Annotated in this window: 18 protein-coding genes; 10 read left to right on the top strand and 8 right to left on the bottom strand. The window is 39.1% G+C overall.

Annotated features, from left to right (window positions below; genetic code table 11):
* Nucleotides 1–325 precede the first annotated feature (325 nt).
* Entirely contained in the window at nt 326–538 is a 213-nt protein-coding gene (locus AC4CU0_RS10245; protein ID WP_111885766.1) for a hypothetical protein, read from the top strand.
* A gap of 60 nt (nt 539–598) precedes the next feature.
* Here the strand turns inward: AC4CU0_RS10245 and AC4CU0_RS10240 are convergent, their stop codons facing one another.
* The 4 genes from AC4CU0_RS10240 to AC4CU0_RS10225 all read right to left on the bottom strand — a co-directional run bounded on the left by AC4CU0_RS10240 (nt 599) and on the right by AC4CU0_RS10225 (nt 3,139).
* Nucleotides 599–892 (bottom strand): hypothetical protein, encoded by a 294-nt coding sequence (locus AC4CU0_RS10240; protein WP_078192906.1) that lies wholly within the window; start codon nt 890–892, stop codon nt 599–601.
* Nucleotides 893–1,058: 166 nt separating this feature from the next.
* Nucleotides 1,059–1,415: a hypothetical protein gene (locus tag AC4CU0_RS10235; protein WP_180008268.1), complete on the bottom strand. Its 357-nt coding sequence runs from the start codon at nt 1,413–1,415 to the stop codon at nt 1,059–1,061.
* Between the two features lie 217 nt (nt 1,416–1,632).
* On the bottom strand, nt 1,633–2,352 hold the full coding sequence (locus AC4CU0_RS10230) for a hypothetical protein (protein WP_490743076.1): 720 nt from the start codon (nt 2,350–2,352) through the stop codon (nt 1,633–1,635).
* A gap of 88 nt (nt 2,353–2,440) precedes the next feature.
* Complete coding sequence (locus AC4CU0_RS10225) at nt 2,441–3,139, bottom strand: exonuclease domain-containing protein (RefSeq protein WP_180170977.1); 699 nt, start codon at nt 3,137–3,139, stop codon at nt 2,441–2,443.
* Nucleotides 3,140–3,766: 627 nt separating this feature from the next.
* Here AC4CU0_RS10225 and AC4CU0_RS10220 point away from each other — a divergent pair.
* The 5 genes from AC4CU0_RS10220 (at nt 3,767) to AC4CU0_RS10200 (ending at nt 8,996) form a co-directional block, all read left to right on the top strand.
* Nucleotides 3,767–4,990, top strand: coding sequence for an alpha/beta fold hydrolase (locus AC4CU0_RS10220; RefSeq protein ID WP_490743075.1), 1,224 nt, complete (start codon nt 3,767–3,769; stop codon nt 4,988–4,990).
* A 156-nt stretch (nt 4,991–5,146) separates the two neighbouring features.
* Complete coding sequence (gene glyA, locus AC4CU0_RS10215; RefSeq protein ID WP_490743074.1) at nt 5,147–6,400, top strand: serine hydroxymethyltransferase; 1,254 nt, start codon at nt 5,147–5,149, stop codon at nt 6,398–6,400.
* A 160-nt stretch (nt 6,401–6,560) separates the two neighbouring features.
* A complete protein-coding gene (rnk, locus tag AC4CU0_RS10210; protein ID WP_490743073.1) occupies nt 6,561–6,965 on the top strand; it encodes a nucleoside diphosphate kinase regulator in 405 nt (134 codons plus the stop codon).
* A 247-nt stretch (nt 6,966–7,212) separates the two neighbouring features.
* Entirely contained in the window at nt 7,213–8,175 is a 963-nt protein-coding gene (locus tag AC4CU0_RS10205) for a TauD/TfdA dioxygenase family protein (protein WP_490743072.1), read from the top strand.
* Nucleotides 8,176–8,399: 224 nt separating this feature from the next.
* Nucleotides 8,400–8,996, top strand: coding sequence for a Crp/Fnr family transcriptional regulator (locus tag AC4CU0_RS10200; protein ID WP_490743071.1), 597 nt, complete (start codon nt 8,400–8,402; stop codon nt 8,994–8,996).
* Nucleotides 8,997–9,056: 60 nt separating this feature from the next.
* Here the strand turns inward: AC4CU0_RS10200 and AC4CU0_RS10195 are convergent, their stop codons facing one another.
* Nucleotides 9,057–9,545: a TIGR00645 family protein gene (locus AC4CU0_RS10195; RefSeq protein ID WP_078189122.1), complete on the bottom strand. Its 489-nt coding sequence runs from the start codon at nt 9,543–9,545 to the stop codon at nt 9,057–9,059.
* A 327-nt stretch (nt 9,546–9,872) separates the two neighbouring features.
* Between AC4CU0_RS10195 and AC4CU0_RS10190 the strand changes: the two genes are divergently transcribed.
* Genes AC4CU0_RS10190 through AC4CU0_RS10180 form a run of 3 tightly spaced genes read left to right on the top strand, consistent with a single transcriptional unit; the run spans nt 9,873 to nt 12,773 of the window.
* Nucleotides 9,873–10,664 (top strand): tellurium resistance protein, encoded by a 792-nt coding sequence (locus AC4CU0_RS10190; RefSeq protein ID WP_078189121.1) that lies wholly within the window; start codon nt 9,873–9,875, stop codon nt 10,662–10,664.
* 16 nt (nt 10,665–10,680) lie between these two features.
* A complete protein-coding gene (locus tag AC4CU0_RS10185; RefSeq protein ID WP_180163520.1) occupies nt 10,681–11,811 on the top strand; it encodes a toxic anion resistance protein in 1,131 nt (376 codons plus the stop codon).
* A 41-nt stretch (nt 11,812–11,852) separates the two neighbouring features.
* On the top strand, nt 11,853–12,773 hold the full coding sequence (locus tag AC4CU0_RS10180) for a hypothetical protein (RefSeq protein WP_490743070.1): 921 nt from the start codon (nt 11,853–11,855) through the stop codon (nt 12,771–12,773).
* 85 nt (nt 12,774–12,858) lie between these two features.
* On the opposite strand, the gene AC4CU0_RS10175 is transcribed toward AC4CU0_RS10180, so the two are convergent.
* Nucleotides 12,859–13,467 carry a DsbA family protein gene (locus AC4CU0_RS10175; protein ID WP_490743069.1) on the bottom strand — a complete coding sequence of 203 codons (609 nt, stop codon included), beginning with the start codon at nt 13,465–13,467 and terminating at the stop codon, nt 12,859–12,861.
* A gap of 433 nt (nt 13,468–13,900) precedes the next feature.
* On the opposite strand from AC4CU0_RS10175, the gene ahpF reads away from it, so the two are divergent.
* A complete protein-coding gene (gene ahpF / locus AC4CU0_RS10170) occupies nt 13,901–15,466 on the top strand; it encodes an alkyl hydroperoxide reductase subunit F (RefSeq protein ID WP_490743068.1) in 1,566 nt (521 codons plus the stop codon).
* A gap of 286 nt (nt 15,467–15,752) precedes the next feature.
* On the opposite strand, the gene AC4CU0_RS10165 is transcribed toward ahpF, so the two are convergent.
* Both AC4CU0_RS10165 and trhP read right to left on the bottom strand, forming a co-directional pair.
* Nucleotides 15,753–16,007, bottom strand: coding sequence for a YfhL family 4Fe-4S dicluster ferredoxin (locus tag AC4CU0_RS10165; protein WP_168379317.1), 255 nt, complete (start codon nt 16,005–16,007; stop codon nt 15,753–15,755).
* Between the two features lie 9 nt (nt 16,008–16,016).
* Nucleotides 16,017–17,411 (bottom strand): prephenate-dependent tRNA uridine(34) hydroxylase TrhP, encoded by a 1,395-nt coding sequence (trhP, locus tag AC4CU0_RS10160; RefSeq protein WP_490743067.1) that lies wholly within the window; start codon nt 17,409–17,411, stop codon nt 16,017–16,019.
* Nucleotides 17,412–17,447: the final 36 nt, after the last annotated feature.

The following is a 17,447-nucleotide window of genomic DNA, read 5'->3' as shown; positions in this document are numbered from 1 at the left end:
GACGCTACTAATAGGTTGGACGGATCAATGACAGCTCGTTGAGTTTAGTAATGTTTAAGATGTTTTTGAATATTACAGACAAGAAATCAGCACTAGCCTTCCAACATAGAGCCCGCAGCAATGCGGGCTTTTTAATGTCTTTCAAAATGTGAAAATATAGTGTTTTTGTCAAACAATAATTAAATAGTCAATCTATGTTATTGATATATATTTACTAAAGTAAAATAAGTTTACATTGCCATGAAATCTAACATTTACAAAGCAGGTTGTTGCGTAAAGGTGTGATATAAAAAATTCAATTATTAAAACAAGTAGAGACGTCACTATGACACAGATGATCGATATTAAAGTGAAGGACCAATTTAGTCAGGTTTATGAAGCACAAGCTTTGGTGCGTAATCCTTCAGAAGAAGATTCAAGAGGGCTGTTTCATCGCATTGAACATATCATTATTGCAGGTGAAATCATCCTACCCAGTATCGAACTACTTTTTGAAAGTCAAAAATCGGACAGTATTTACAAGCTTTTAGAAGCTTAAATTGAATGAATAAAAAAAACTCACCTTATGGTGAGTTTTTTTTATTTTAGAGTTAAAAATTTAAGTTGTTTGATCTACTTTAAATTGATTCAAAATATAAGAGAGTAACTGATATCGCGTCATCGGATTGCTAGAAGACAGTTCAACGTCTTGTTTACGCACTTGAATTTCTTGAGTTAAAACTCCAGCTTGAAAACGTTGCACGATCATATGATCTTTTGATACATCATGGTCGGTCAGCACTAGTTTGGGTCCAAGGTGCAGATGTCCAATCGCATCTAGACATTGTTCAAGGCTGCTATATAGGTTGAAAAGGATGAGTGCCTGATCATTAGAATAATTGGCTAAATTCATTTTTATTATCCATGGTCAAAAATTATTGAGCAGGAATAGTGTATATGAATTGAGCAACAATAATCTGTATGGATTATTTTTCATTTAATGTCTATCTAGGTGACTTTGTTTAAATCATTGAGATAGCTTAAATCTTTATGAAAAATAAGTTGGAATTCGCTTTAAATTAAAGAGGCTTGAATACCAATGGGACATCGTAACGGGCAAATTCTTCAATGATACTGTTTAAAACCAATTGAGCTTGAGGTTCCGCTGCTGTAAAGGTGAGTTCTTGGTTCGTTTGACTGTTGAAGCATTCAACTTGTTCTATACGCCAAATTGTTTCAATGGCTGTATTTTGAATGACCACACGTCTAGGCTGTAATTCATCACTAATTTTTCGTGGCATGACATAGGTAATGGCCAATTGAACATTAGGCAATTCGTCTTGTGAGGTTAAGAAGGTAAATACCCAATTGCCAATTTTGCTGAGTTGCATAGGATTATCGAAAGAATCAAATTCTAAACAAAACTGTTGTGACATTGACATGCTCAAACGCTAGGAGGTCGGTTTTATTCTTGCGATTTTTTACTGTTGATTGACATTAGGGGAAGGTCGTATAAAACAGCAGTTAAAACCATAAAAGAAAAAAGTGAATCGATAAAGTTAATAAAATTCAATTCTTTATATTGATATGTGTGAAGAATAACTCACCTCATTAAGTTGTTTTTTGAATGAGAAGTGAGGAAAAGTCTCTAAGTCAAACCAGTTGTTGCAGATTTTTTATACTGTAATTAATTTGCTGTAATGCATGTTGTAAGAGTTTAGGTTGAATATTGGATTCATTTAGACAGGTGATCCATTGCATCTGACAGGCTTTTAATTCTGCAATGTCCGTGGCCTGTTGAATATTAAGCATTAATTTTTTTGCCATCAGCCCACAATAACGCTGTAAGTAACTGCACATAAAATTCTGTAACTCATCAAAATCGTGCTCGATGAAATCAATGATTTGTTCTGCTAATACAGGGTTGTTTGATGTTATGTTTTCAGGTATAGCTTGATTAAATTGATGGGGTATAAAGCCCATTGCATCCATTGGCAGGGAGTCAGTTATTTCGTGCTGTGAATGAGTATGAGGAACTTCCATCGTTGGCATTGAAATTTTATCAAGTGTGACATTTTCTTGCGCTATGCTATCAGATGTCTTTGTTGACGCTATTTTAGGTGTATTAAAAGCAGAAAAATCTGAGCTTTGAAGGCGTTGATGATCATGTGCTGTAATTGGCTGAATCAGCCCAAGTTCCATCAGTTGCTCGAGCAAGGACACTTCAGCAATCCGCTGCTGATAATGCACTGGCATTTGGTTAAAGTCATCACTACCAATTAAGAGTAGCAGACGACGTTGTCTAGCATTTAATGCGAGCTGTCGGTCTTTTAAAGTTTGAAAACCCAGCTCAGTTTTTTGATAGTTGAACATGCCTTAATTCCATAGCTCAAAAGAATTAAGGCAATCCTATGCAGTGATAATGACAGTAATATTAAGAAAATATTAAATAATCAATGATTTATAGAGTAATGACAGCAGAGTTTTCTAAAGCTTTGCGTAAATATGGGTCTAAGTCATCTTGACGTAATAGCCATTGCACATAGTCCGCAGGTAATTCTGCAATTGCGGTACCACGGTGTTTACCAAAATTAATACTGCGTGGAATGCGAGCATCTTCCGAAGCTTCGTATAATTCTTCGATGCTGTTGATTTTTAAGTGATGCACAATATGCATCAAAATATTGGCAGTTAAAATAATATCCATATCTGCGCGGTGAGCTTTACGGATCATTTCACGGGCTTTTTCACTGCCTTTGGTGATCATATATATCAAGGCAGAAATATTATGCGCTTCTGCATCAGGCCATACTCGACGAGCTAGGGCAAGGGTACAAATGGCTTTAATTTTTGAACTATCTACACCGCATTTTTCGAGCGCTCGAATATCGTAGTCAATATTATGCCCAATGATATATGTCGTCTCGGTTGGAAGTTCAAAACTGCTGTAGTGGGGCTGACCTTCAAGATCTGATTCTAAAATATGATGTACAGCCATCGCTGCAAAAGAAATAGCTTCATCACAACGATATAGTTGATCAAAAATTTTAGATTTATCTAGGGTAATTTTGGCATCTGCCACCTGAATTGGAGCATAGGCAATCTCGATGGGTTGTCCATTTAGTGTATGGGTTTCTGTGTCGAGAATGATGGCTTGCATGTCCAGTTCCAGCATGTTGAATAATGTTTATGAATGTACATGATCACATCCACACTGACAAACCCATGCTGTGATTATTTGTAGGAATATTATGAAGATGGCTGCGCAGTGTTTAAATAATCTGCTTTTATCGCATCTGCCGAAATAAAACCTTTACAGCGGGATAAAGCTAAACCATCTTCTAAATCGACTTATTTTAAAGGCTTTTGTCCATCGTGATATCCAAAAATGTCGCTAAGTGGATTAAGCACTAGAGTATGTTCACGATCAATGGCATGGTGGTTTTTCGGCTTTACTTTTGTGCATATGTTTGTGTAGTTGGCAGGGGGTACAGCATTTTTGTTGATTTTACATTTTGCTTTAACCTACGAATAAAATAGCCCAATCTGTATCCAATGATCAGAAATATAAGTTCAGCCATTTTTCTGAGATCGGGGTGGCTGATGTATTTGAATGCTATTAATATATATCGAGCTAAAACAAAGTTTTAGTTCTATATTAATTTGATCAATTAAAATAAGAGTAATTGCTTAAAAATTAGGCTTGAACAAAAGTTTGTTCCATGTATTTAATGATTCATCTTCAATGAAAAATTGACTTTAAAACAACAAACAAAAGGATCATGGAATGAAAATGCTGCGTTTAACGGTTTTTGTCAGCAGTGCGCTATTTTTAGCAGCCTGCGGTAATGATAGTAATGACCAACAATTTAGTAATCCTGAAACAAACGCTGATCTCAATCAGATCAAAAATCCAGTGGTAACTACAACTGCCTATAGTCAAGACAATATGCCTGCTGTGAGTGCAGACAGCCGATTGATGACCTATAAAATGCTAGGAGTAGATGGCAAAGTTGTTCAAGCCACAGCCTTAGTCTTTACCCCAAAAACAGTTGCTCCGGCAGGTGGTTGGAAAATTGTGGCTTGGGCACATGGAACGACCGGTGTGGCTGATAAATGCGCTCCGAGCCGACAAGGTTTGCAAGGTACTGAATACTTATTGCAAATGTTATTGGCAAAGGGTTATGTCGTTGTGGCACCCGATTATGAGGGATTAGGTGAACCTAGTGGACGTGAAAACCATCCTTATCTGAATCTAAAAAGTGAAGCCTTTTCGATTACCGATGCCGTTGTCGCTGCTCGAAGTTACTTAACCAGTCAAGGTAAAACGGTGTCGAAGGATTGGCTTTCGATCGGACATTCTCAAGGTGGTCAAGCCGTATTAGGTGCAGCTGAATTCGCATCGCGTGCTGACTTAAATTATAAGGGAACGATTGCCATAGCACCTGCAAATAATCTTGCGCTCATTCTTGACGCAGGCGAGAAGTTAGCTGTAGGTAAACCTGCAACCGTGCAAAGTATGATTTATGCACCTTTAGACAGTTTTACTGCGCAGATCATTGCGGGTATGCAAGGGCATAAAAACAGTGTGGATTATTCAAAAGTATTTAGTGGACATCTGGCTGCGATTGCACCTCAGGCTGAAACAGTGTGTTCAGGCGAGTTAACCAAGTTAATTCAAGATGACATGCTCAGTTATGCGAGTCAGAACACGACTTTGGATAACTATGGACGCACGCAGTCTGATTTCTTAACTTTAAAGCCAATCCAAAACTTTATGAGTGAAGGTTCACAGCCTTTAACGACAGCGGTGAAAACGCCGATCATCATTTATCAAGGTAAAGCCGATCAGACCATTCCAGCAGATGCGACTAAATTTATGATTAGCCTTGCTAAGCCGGGAACATCGATTGACTATCGTGAGCAAGCGACAGCAGATCATATTAGTATTTATACCGATAATCTGGCAAATTTTGTGCAAGATGTAGAGACTCTCATGCCAAATCAATAAGTTGATTTGACTTAAATAGTGCTCGTGCAGATTCAACACGGGCATTATTTATTTAAAAACAGCACAAACTTCCCTCTCTCATTTCTAAAACTTCATGCTACAATACGCGCCAATCTTAGCACGGCTTAAAAGCCCTAATTTAATAGGACCTCGCTAATGTTTGCCAACACCTCTATTGCTCAATTTGACCCTGAATTAGCTCAAGCGATCTCGAATGAAGATGCTCGCCAAGAAGCGCACATTGAGTTAATCGCTTCAGAAAACTACTGTTCACCTGCAGTAATGGAAGCTCAAGGTTCAAAACTTACTAACAAATATGCAGAAGGCTACCCTGGCAAACGCTACTACGGCGGTTGCGAGTATGTAGACGTGATCGAACAATTGGCCATTGACCGTGCTAAAGAATTGTTTGGTGCTGATTATGCAAACGTTCAACCACACGCTGGCTCACAAGCAAACTCTGCAGTTTACCTTGCGCTACTTAACCCAGGCGATACAGTTTTAGGTATGAGCTTGGCTCACGGTGGTCACTTGACTCACGGTGCTAAAGTTAGCTTCTCTGGTAAAACTTACAACGCAATTCAATACGGTTTAAACCCAGAAACTGGCGAAATCGACTACGAAGAAGTTGAACGTTTAGCTGAAGAACACAAACCAAAAATGATCGTTGCTGGTTTCTCTGCGTACAGCCAAGTTGTTGATTGGCAGCGTTTCCGTGATATCGCGGACAAAGTTGGCGCTTACCTATTTGTAGATATGGCTCACGTAGCTGGTCTAGTTGCTGCTGGCGTTTACCCAAGCCCAGTACAAATTGCTGACGTAACAACAACGACTACTCATAAAACACTTCGTGGTCCACGTTCTGGTTTAATCCTTGCGAAAGCAAACGAAGAAATCGAGAAAAAATTACAATCAGCTGTATTCCCAGGTAACCAAGGTGGTCCTTTAGTTCACGCTGTAGCGGCTAAAGCGATCTGCTTCAAAGAAGCAATGGCGCCTGAATATAAAGCTTACCAACAACAAGTTGTTAAGAATGCGCAAGCAATGGCTGAAGTTCTAATCGAACGTGGTTATGATGTTGTTTCTGGCGGTACTAAGAACCATTTGTTCTTATTATCTTTAATTAAACAAGACATTACTGGTAAAGATGCCGATGCTTGGTTAGGTGCTGCTCACATTACTGTGAACAAAAACTCAGTACCAAACGATCCACGTTCTCCATTCGTGACTTCTGGTATCCGTATCGGTACTCCTGCTGTAACAACACGTGGTTTTGGTGAAGCTGAAGTACGTGACCTTGCAGGCTGGATCGCTGACGTTCTAGACAACAAAGGTGACGAAGCTGTGATTGCTACAGTGAAAGAAAAAGTTGCTGCTGTTTGCGCTAAATTCCCAGTTTACGCAAAATAAGTCTGACTTGAGAAAGCCCCCTCAAGGGGGCTTTTTTTATGTCATCAGAAAAATTCAAAAGTTATCTAAACATTTATATTTCTGATATAACGGAATAAGAGATAACAAAAAATTTGCCCATCGCTATAGATCTGCTGGCAAGGTCGCAAAGGAACTTTATATGAAAAAACCCAATATTATTCTTTCAGAACAAGATTTACATCGCTTAGAAACCATGTTGGAGCATCAGTCTAAGTTGACGCCGACGATGGAGCATTTGGAAGATGAGATGGCGCGCGCTGACGTGGTTGCTCCACAAGATGTCCCTGCCAATGTGGTGAGTATGAATGCCAAAGTTCTCATTAACATTGCACCTGCCACAGAAGCAACCGAAATTACACTGGTCTATCCACATGATTTTCGTGGCGATAAAGGTCAAGTCAATGTTTTGGCTCCAGTGGGCGCTGCCATTTTAGGTTTGGCTGAAGGGCAGGAAATAGAATGGCCGCAGCCTGATGGTCACACCATGAAAGTCAAAATCATTAAAGTGCTCTATCAACCTGAGCGTGAAGGGAATTATCTATAATTCCGCTGTGATAAACAGATATAATCCGCACACAAAGCCATCGATACCGATGGCTTTTTTATTTTTTCTTTATTGCATTTTTAGATATGAAATGTGCAAATGTTGTTAAGCAGATTTCATTACAACCATAGCAGTTTAACTTGGGAAAACTGTCAAATAATTGACAGAGTCATGGGCACGAAGTCGGCACACTTTATTTCAACAACACCATCGTTGCTTAATAATTTGAAGAATAAGGTAGAGCCCTATGACACAATTAGAATCGAATCATTACAATCCAGACTATCAATATCAGCATATTGAAGTAAAACCCGTAACCGGTCGTATTGGTGCCGAAATTTCTGGCATTCAGTTGTCTGGAAATTTAGACAAAAGCGTGGTCGATGAATTTAATCATGCACTATTAAAATATAAAGTTGTATTTGTGCGTGGACAGCAAGATCTCACAGATTTAGAACAAGAAGCCTTTGCACGACTCTTAGGTAATCCGTTGAATCACCCAAGTGTGCCGCTCAAAGATGGTACAGCACATACGTTGTCAATTGACTCACGTGGTGGGCGTGCAGATTCGTGGCATACTGACATTACATTTTTACCCAATTATCCCAAAGCCACAATTTTAAGAAATGTAGTTGCACCTGAACATGGTGGCGATACAGTTTGGGCCAATACCGTGACGGCTTATGAAGATTTAAGTCCGGAGCTGCAAAAACTGGCGGAACAATTACGCGCGGTGCATAGCAACAGTTATGACTATGCGACGCCGAAAGGTCAGTACAATGAAGAAGGTCGCCACTTATTCCGTACAGCGGTAGAAGTAGAAACCGAGCATCCTTTGGTGCGTGTACATCCTGAAACAGGTGAAAGAAGTTTGGTTTTGGGGCACTTCTTTAAACGCTTTAGTGGATATAGTCCGGCACAGTCACGACGCTTATTTGAATTGTTTCAAGAGCAAATCGTGCAATGGGAAAATATTGTGCGTTGGCGCTGGGCGGTTGGTGATGTTGCGATTTGGGATAATCGTGCAACGCAGCACCGTGCCATCAATGACTATGGCGATGAGCTACGTATTGCATCACGTGTCACCATTGAGGGTGATGTACCTGTCGATGTAAATGGTCAGCCGAGTACGGTGTTGAAAAACATTCAAAACACCGACATTTCAAACTTGCGTTCTGAAGCTGGCCGTATTTATGAGAAAGCATCTTAAGTATGAGAGCGTCATTTAAAACAGCATAAAAATAGATAAATAATGCGAAAAACAATGGTTTTACATTTTTCAGCACTTGCCTAAAATCGATGAGATCTTAGGCATTTTTTTATAGACGTGAGCGATCAAAAGAACACAGCCCAACAGCATTTGTTGCAAATTTTAGTAATGAAGACATCTTTCAAGGCTTTAGCGATCAGACTTTAGAACAGCTTGTACAACAGGTGAAATATTCACGTTTTCATGCACAGCAGCACATCTTAAAACAACAACAAATCGTGCAAGATATTAATATTTTGCTTTCAGGTACGCTACAAATTGGTTGGTTGCAAAATAATGGTGAATTGATTGTCAATGACTATATCCGTCGCCAGTCGGTATTTAATTTTGTCGCAGTCTTACAACAAAAGCCTTTGAATTATGATTATTTTGCTGCGACACATGTTGAGGTGGCAATCATTTCTGGAACAACGTTTTTAGCGGTTTTACAGCGTGACCCACAGGCGCTTTGGAATGTCGTGCAATCTCTCAGTCGACGTATGTATTTGATGTTTGAGCATAATCGTTATTTGAGAACGGCAACGCTAGAGCAGCGTATTGCTAGACATTTGATTCGACTTTATGAGCAATATGGCTGTCGGCAGGAAATTCCCCTGAAACTCAGTCAGCAGGAATTTGCAGAGTCTTTTAATATTTCACGCCAAACGTTGAATAAACATTTACAGCAATTTGTTCAAACACAGGTGATCGCGTGGAATTATGGACAAATCGTGATCTTGGATCTTGAGCGTTTAAGGCGAATGAGTGAACTTGATGAATAACTAGATTTAAAATTTGACGAGAAGCCATGATCGCAAATGGCTTCATTAACCTTACCTAGATTAGTGCTTACTGATTTTATCCAAATATCCCATCATAAAAGCAGAAAAAACAAAGGTTAAATGCATGATGATGTACCACATGATTTTGTCATTGGGGATGTTTTTCGCATCCATAAAGATACGTAATAAATGAATCGAAGAAATTGCCACGATTGACGCTGCAACTTTGAGTTTTAATGAATTGGCATCCATGGTGCCTAGCCAGTTCAAGCGATTGGTCGATTCATTTATTTTCAGTTGGGAAACAAAGTTTTCATAGCCAGAAAACATCACCATCACAATCAGTCCGCCCACCATAGTCATATCGACCAAAGAGAGGATGACTAAAATCAGGTCAGCTTCTGAATATTCTAAAATATGCGGAAGGACATGAATGACTTCTTGGAAAAATTTAATCGCGAGCAGTAGCAGTGCAAAGGATAAACCAAAGTACACGGGAGCCAGAATCCAACGTGCTGCATACATTGTGTTATGGAAAAAACGTTCCATTTAAGCCTCTAAAATTATTGATCTAATATTTGGTTCTAAGGTATATGAATTAAATTTTACGATAATTTTGATAATAATTCATGTAGAGTCAGTTGTTTAATTTAAATCTAGATTGAATCTTTGGGTGTCTTAAGCTTGAATTCATCAGTGTAGGTCATCATATCCATTGAAATAATGCCGTATGGCTGCATAGGCGGATCTATATGCGACGGTTGAATTTAATGACGAAATTTGACTGATGAAATAGATGTATTTTTTGCAAAATACTACAAGACTTTTATGGCAAAACTTGTAGTATAAAAATGATTTTATTGAGTTTAATTGGCTATGTCACAAATTGATGTATTGGTGCCGTTAAAGGATATTACGGTAGATCGGGCGGAAGTGCTTTCGATTAAGCGGAATGACCTTGTGCCATTACTGACCGATCAATATCGTCTAAATCATTATGCAGATCAATTAATTCAAGCACAGTCGGTGCTGCTAGATGGTGTTGACCCTCAGTTGACGAAACAACTTAGTCAAACCATTGAGCAGTTGATTCAAGCTCTAGCCAATTCAAAAAAATATTTAAAAACACGCAAATTTAATGCCTTGCAAAAATGGTTAGGCATCGATTTGGAATATGGTTCAGGACAAGTTGAATATTATAAAAATCTAGATCAATTACTTGATCGGGCAAATCATCTGAGCCAAAAACTACAGTTAGAAATTCAAAAGTCCCAAGCACGTTTTAATCAACTACAAGGCTTACGTGAGCAAATGGCGCGCTATATCGTCGCGGCTGAAGAGTTCTTGCTGGAATACCCTCAGTTTGTGAAAAATCAGCATCCGCTTGATAACTTTGCTGAACGTTTATCGAAAAAGGTGAATACCTTGCAAACCTTACAAGCCAGTAATGATATTGCCATTACGCAAATGCAGCTTTCTCAGCAGCTTTCTTTTGGATTATTAGATCGATATAAGGAAGCTCAGCAGGTGTTGATTCCAGCATGGCAATATCATGTGAAACAAAGTCGTCAAAGTAACTCGACAAGTTCATTGGAAAAGCTTGATAATAGCCGTGAAAATTTGATTAAAACTTTAAAAAAATCATTAGAGAATTCCTCTAAGTCTTAGAAATATAAGGTGAGTTATGACCGATTTAGATGCCAAAAATTTACCCGTTGAAGTAAGCAAAGAATTGACTGAAGAAAAATTTCAGCAACTCAATTTGCAGGAAATTGGCTTACAAACTTCCGATTTTCACGAAGTCGAAGCTGCACGTAAGGAATTGGCAGATTTAAGTCATAATAGTGTTGCTGAATATGGTAAAAACATTGCCACCAAGACGTCGACCTATACCGATGAATTATTAAATTTGGTGCAAAATAAAGATCTAGATGCGACAGGTCAAAAGCTCAATCAGGTGGTACAAGTCGCACAGCAATTGAATACCACGAGCATTTTAAATAAATCTAAAAGCTCAGGATTTTTTGGTGGTTTACTGAGTAAATTTAAAGGTGCCAAGCAAAGTTTTGATCAGCACTTTAATACCACCAAAGAGCAAATTGATGCTTTGGTCAAAGAAATTGAAACTTCGCAAAATGGCTTAAAAGCGCGTGTAAATACCTTAGATAAAATGTTTGAAGGCGTGCAAGACGAATATAAACAATTAGGGGTGTATATTGCCGCAGGTAAGTTGAAAGAGCAGGAAATTCAACAGGAAATTGCGAGCTTAACGACACAAGTTCAAGATCAAACGACTACGCAAAAAGTTTATGACCTCAACCATTTGGCCAATAATCTTGAAAAACGTGTGAGTGATTTACAGATCTTGCAACAGTCTGCGATGCAGACCTTGCCGATGATTCGTATTATTCAATCCAACAATTTGATGTTGGTTGATAAATTTTATGCTATTAAAAATATCACCTTACCGGCTTGGAAAAACCAAATTAGCTTGGCGATTTCATTGCAAGAACAAAAGAACAGCGTGCAATTGGCAAATAGCATTGATGATGCGACCAATGACCTGTTAAAACGCAATGCAGATTTGTTGCATCAAAACTCTGTCGATACAGCGAAAGCCAATCAGCGTTCAGTGATTGATATTGACACACTTGAACATGTGCAAAATACCCTCATTAAAACCGTTAATGATGTGATTCAAATTCAGAAAGAAGGTGTACAAAAGCGTGAAGAAGCGACGACACGTATTCGTGCCTTACAAAACAATTTGAATCATTTAGTAATTGAATCGAGTGGTTCAAACCCTTCTTCATAAACGGTGAGGGAGGTGAAAATATAATCTGAAGGAGTATGTCTTTGCCTCCCATTGATGAATATGCGCTAAATCCGCAGCAACTGGAAACAGGGCTTCAAACCATTAAGAAGCGTCAACGTAATTTAACGTTATTGACCTTAACCAGTGTTTCTGTGCTGATCGTTTCAGCTGTGATGTTGTTTATTCAGCATGATATGGTTTATAGCTTTTTTGGCCTAAGTTCTAGCGTACAGCAACTGCATATTCCCGTCAGTGCAGGTGATTTGACATATCAACTTGGTGAGTCCTCCGACTATTTTTTAAACTTTTTATCCTTTATTGGTTGGTTATTTCTCAAACTCATCGTTTCATTTATTGGCGCATTTTTCTTGGTTGGATTTCTAAGGAAATTTCAATTTTTTAGAATTCGCTTCCAATCATTTGTATTGAAATTTGTCGGCTGGATTTTATCGTTTATCGTGCTTTGGTCAGGCTTAACTTATGTGCAATATGACCTTAATCATGATGACCGTGCAGCAGATCAAAAATTGGTACATTATGAAAAAAATATTCAAGAAAGCCAGCTGGCTTTCGAGATGGAAGATGCACAATTGGCAAAACCCGTGCAAGCCTATTTACTTGCACAAGCTGCTTTGATGCATAAGCCTGTAGATCGTGCGACAGCAATTCCTTTGGTGCAATCCTTAATCAATGCCGAGCAACAAAATCCAGCAAAATTCCGTGAATACGGTTTTCAGCCTGAACAGCTCTGGGCAATGCAAAATCAGCTATTTGATAAAACCATGACACCGATGGCGCAAAGCGTGGAAAAACAAGTTCAGCAAGCCAATGTAGTAGAAGTTGTTGTACGTTGGGTGTTGATCGCCGTGATGGTACTCACGCTGGTTTTGAGCTTAATTTTGTATCTACTATCTCAGCATTTCAAATCACGGATTAATCGAATTGAGCAGGGACTTCATTAACAGGCCTATTTTCTTTTTAGATCATTGCATTGCTCAGAATAAAAATCCCCATCACATTGTATGGGGATTTTTGATCTTGGGTAGATTAACTTGCGCGATGAAACAGTTGTCGAAGTTCCTGTGTAGAAAAAGTCTGATCATTCACTTCGCCATCCACAAGGTAAAAAGGAATGGGGTGCTGTCCCTTTGATTTTACATATTGTGTAATTTCATGCTGACGGTCTGCAATATCTTTATGTTGAATTGAGCGCAGTACTTTTGAGCCATCTAAACCAATGCCTTCAATGATGCTTTTTAAAACCTGAATATCAGCAATATTTTGACCGTGTGCAAATAATGCATGGAATAGGGCTTGAGTCAGGGCATATTGATCCAGAATATTGTCCAAGGCCAATATAGCTTGATGAGCCAGTTGACTGTTTGGCATACGTTTCATGTACTCAATATTGACAATCACGTCTTCGCTATAAGCGGCGAACTTCGTCATTTCGAGTTTTCGCTTTGCTGCACTCGCACCATACTTATCGGTTAAATACTGCAGCACATCTAAGCCTTGTTCAGGAATTTCTGGAACGCGTTGAATCGGTAATAGCTCTACACGGGTTGCTGTATGTTCATTCCAGTTTTGTTTTAACTTTTGAAATGCGACATAACTCATGGGATAAACAATATCAAAGACAAATTCAATTTTCATTATTCTGCTCACTATTGATTTTATACATGTAGATCGATGGCTGATTAATGCAAGGGATAGATTGCTGCTGTATCGATGGCTCTTTAAAGCAGTCAAATCATCTGATATTTCATTTGATTTAAAGCCGACTTGCTGAAATGAAACTTAAAGCTTTATAAAGGTTTTGTAATTGATCAGGTCGTGCGTATGTCTTGCATAGGCTTGGTGTAATTTCAATAAAAAAGAAAAAAATGAGGGATTTATCACGATATATATGTACGAAATAAATCATTTTAATGTTAATATAGGCCCATATATTTATGATTTAGAAAGAAATTTAATCATTTAATTTGAAAAACCGATTAATTTTATAAAAACAAACCGTTTCACCTATTTAATGGTTTGTTCTATCATTCTCTCATCAAATAAATTTACTCCTCTGGAGACGTTAGCAATGTTAGATCAAAATACTTCTGCTCAATTAAAAACCTTACTTGAACGCCTTGAAGGCCCGATTGAAATCGTCGCGACTTTAAACGGCACTGACAAATCAGACAAAATTAAAGAATTGGTAACTGAAGTTGCTGCCTTATCTGATTTAGTGACTGCACGTTTTGACGGTAACAACAGCCGTGCGCCAAGCTTTGGTATTGCAAAAGCAGGTGAAACACCACGTGTATTCTTCGCAGGTCTACCGATGGGCCACGAATTCACTTCTTTGATTTTGGCATTGTTACAAACCTCTGGTTATGCACCGAAAGTTTCTGACGAAGTACTGAATACCATTAAAGGTTTAGGTCTTAAAACTGACTTTGATGTGTTCGTATCACTCAGCTGCCATAACTGTCCTGACGTGGTTCAAGCCTTGAACCTAATTGCGATCTATAACCCAGGTACAACTGCAACCATGATTGATGGTGCATTCTTCCAAGACGAAGTCGAAGAACGCAAAATCATGGCTGTACCAATGGTATTCCAAGACGGTGAGCACATTGGTCAAGGTCGTATGACCTTGGAAGAAATCATTGCTAAATTAGACACCAACTCTGCCGCAAAAGATGCTGAAAAGTTAAATGCCAAAGAAGCCTTTGATGTTCTTGTGATTGGTGGCGGCCCTGCGGGGAATACTTCTGCAATCTATGCAGCACGTAAAGGCATTAAAACAGGTATCGTGGCTGAACGCATGGGCGGTCAGGTCATGGATACCATGGACATCGAAAACTTCACGTCGATTCAAAAGACACAAGGTCCTAAGTTTGCTGCTGAAATGGAAGCACATGTACGTGAGTACGGTGTGGACATCATGAACTTGCAACGTGTATCTGACATCAAAGGTGCTGACCAAACAGCCAATGGTCTAGTTGAAGTAACTTTAGAGAATGGTGCAAAACTTGAATCTAAAACAGTGATTCTTTCAACAGGTGCACGCTGGAGAGAGATGAATGTTCCAGGTGAGCAAGAATACCGTACTCGTGGTGTAGCTTACTGCCCACACTGTGACGGTCCATTGTTCAAAGGTAAACGTGTTGCAGTGATCGGTGGTGGTAACTCAGGTGTCGAAGCGGCGATTGACCTTGCAGGTATTGTGGAACATGTAACACTTGTTGAATTTGATACTAAGCTTCGTGCTGACCAAGTCCTTCAAGACAAGTTAAACAGCTTACCAAACACCACTGTGATCATGAATGCATTATCTACAGAAGTAGTCGGTGATGGTTCACAAGTGACTGCATTGAACTACAAAGACCGTGCAACAGATGAAATCAAAACGATTGAATTGGCAGGTATCTTTGTACAAATTGGTTTGTTACCAAACACTGATTTCTTAAAAGAAACAGCTGTAGAACTTTCAAACCGTGGTGAGATCGTAATTAACGACCGCAATGAAACCAATGTAAAAGGTGTATTTGCTGCTGGTGACTGTACAACAGTACCGTACAAACAAATCATCATTGCAACAGGTGAAGGCGCGAAAGCTTCATTGTCTGCTTTTGATTACATCATCCGTTCGGGTCAATAAAAGAAAGGCCAGTGTGTTTCGAGAAACACGCTGGCCGCGCTGAATGTTGTCATTTGAATATTATTTTTCTTAATATTCTCGTTTTACAGGAACTTTGGATGCTAACACCGGAGTTCCTTTTTTTGTCTGCAAAATTAGGATTCAAAAATGTCCCCACACATTTTGAATCCTATTCGTTGCCCAGCTATTTTTGTTTTACAACCTTATTTTTATACTTTCCCCAAGGTTGTTTCTCTATAAAATATAAAGCGGAGTATGCAATTAATATACCAATCACATCACGAATTTAAGATTTAAATAAATTCAAACCTTTAAACTTCTCCATTAACTGCTCATCTGTCTCCATGTATTCAGGATGAGGCACAATGCACTCAATCGGACAAACTGAAACACAAGTTTGGTGCGCATAGAAACCGACGCATTCAGTACAACGTGCGACATCGATTTCATAAATCTTTGAGCCTTCATAAATGGCATCATTGGGACATTCAGGTAGACACATGTCACAATTGATGCATTTGTCTGTAATCAACAAAGCCATAAAGTAAACTCAAGCCTGATAAGCTAAAGTTGAAGCCGAAATATCCACTGTCGAATTGGGTAAGTTACGAATCAGTAAGGCGTATCGCATATCCACATCGGCAGGTACAGGAATATCCACGATATGACCTGAACCTTTGGCATCGTCAATTAGATTACCTTTTTTATCTTTCATTTCAGTTAAAACGAAGGTGATGTTGCCTGAAGTGGTCATCAGTTCTAAAGAATCACCTACAACAAAACGGTTTTTCACTTCGATTTTAAGAGAGTCACCATTGCGTTCTAAGACTTCACCTACAAACTGTTGATGATCAAAACGTGAAGAGCCGGTTTCATAGTTTTGATATTCACTATGTACATGGCGGCGTAGAAAACCTTCGGTATAACCACGGTTCGCAAGACCTTCAAGCTGAGACATGAGAGCAGGGTCAAATGGTTTACCAGAAAGGGCATCATCTATGGCTTTACGATAAATTTGAGCGGTACGCGCACAGTAGAAATAAGACTTGGTACGGCCTTCAATTTTTAAAGAATGAATGCCCATTTTGGTTAAACGGTCTACATGCTGTACAGCACGCAAGTCTTTCGAGTTCATGAAATAAGTGCCATGTTCATCTTCTTCGGCAGCAAACATGTCTTCTTCATTGCGTTGTAATAAAACCGGCTCGCCGAATTGGTGTTGTTCTAGGGCGTGTTGCTCATCGGCATCTTTATTATTGCAGCATGATGATTCTTTAATTTGTGTGACGGGAATAACATCACCAGTTTCATCTTCAACTGCATCGTGAATTTTATAATCCCATCGGCATGCATTGGTACATGCACCTTGGTTTGCATCACGTTTATTCATATAGCCAGAAAGTAAGCAACGACCGGAGTAAGCCATACATAATGCACCATGTACGAAAACTTCAATTTCCATATCAGGTACATTGTGTTTAATTTCTTCAATTTCTTCGATTGATAATTCACGTGACAGAATGACACGTGTCAGTCCCATATTTTTCCAAAATTTAACCGTTGCCCAGTTCACCGCATTGGCTTGGACAGACAAATGAATGGACACTTCTGGAAAATGTTCACGCACCATCATGATTAGACCAGGGTCAGACATGATCAGTGCATCAGGATTCATGGCAACCACAGGTTCAAGGTCACGGATGAAATTTTTCAGTTTTGAGTTATGCGGTTGGATGTTTACCACCACATAAAACTTTTTCCCTAAGGCATGAGCTTCTTCAATGCCAATTTTTAAATTGTCATGGTCGAAAGCATTATTGCGCACACGTAAGCTATATCGCGGCTGACCTGCATACACGGCATCTGCGCCATAAGCAAAAGCGTAGCGCATATTTTTTAAAGAGCCAGCAGGTGAGAGGAGTTCGGTTACGTGTTGAATCGTCATGTCAATAAAGGCATAAAAAATTTATGGCTTTATTGT

The sequence above is a fragment of the Acinetobacter sp. LipI_15 genome (assembly GCF_058242865.1).
The sequence above is the reverse complement of the archived record's forward strand: the minus strand, read 5'-3'. Positions and strand labels throughout refer to the sequence as shown.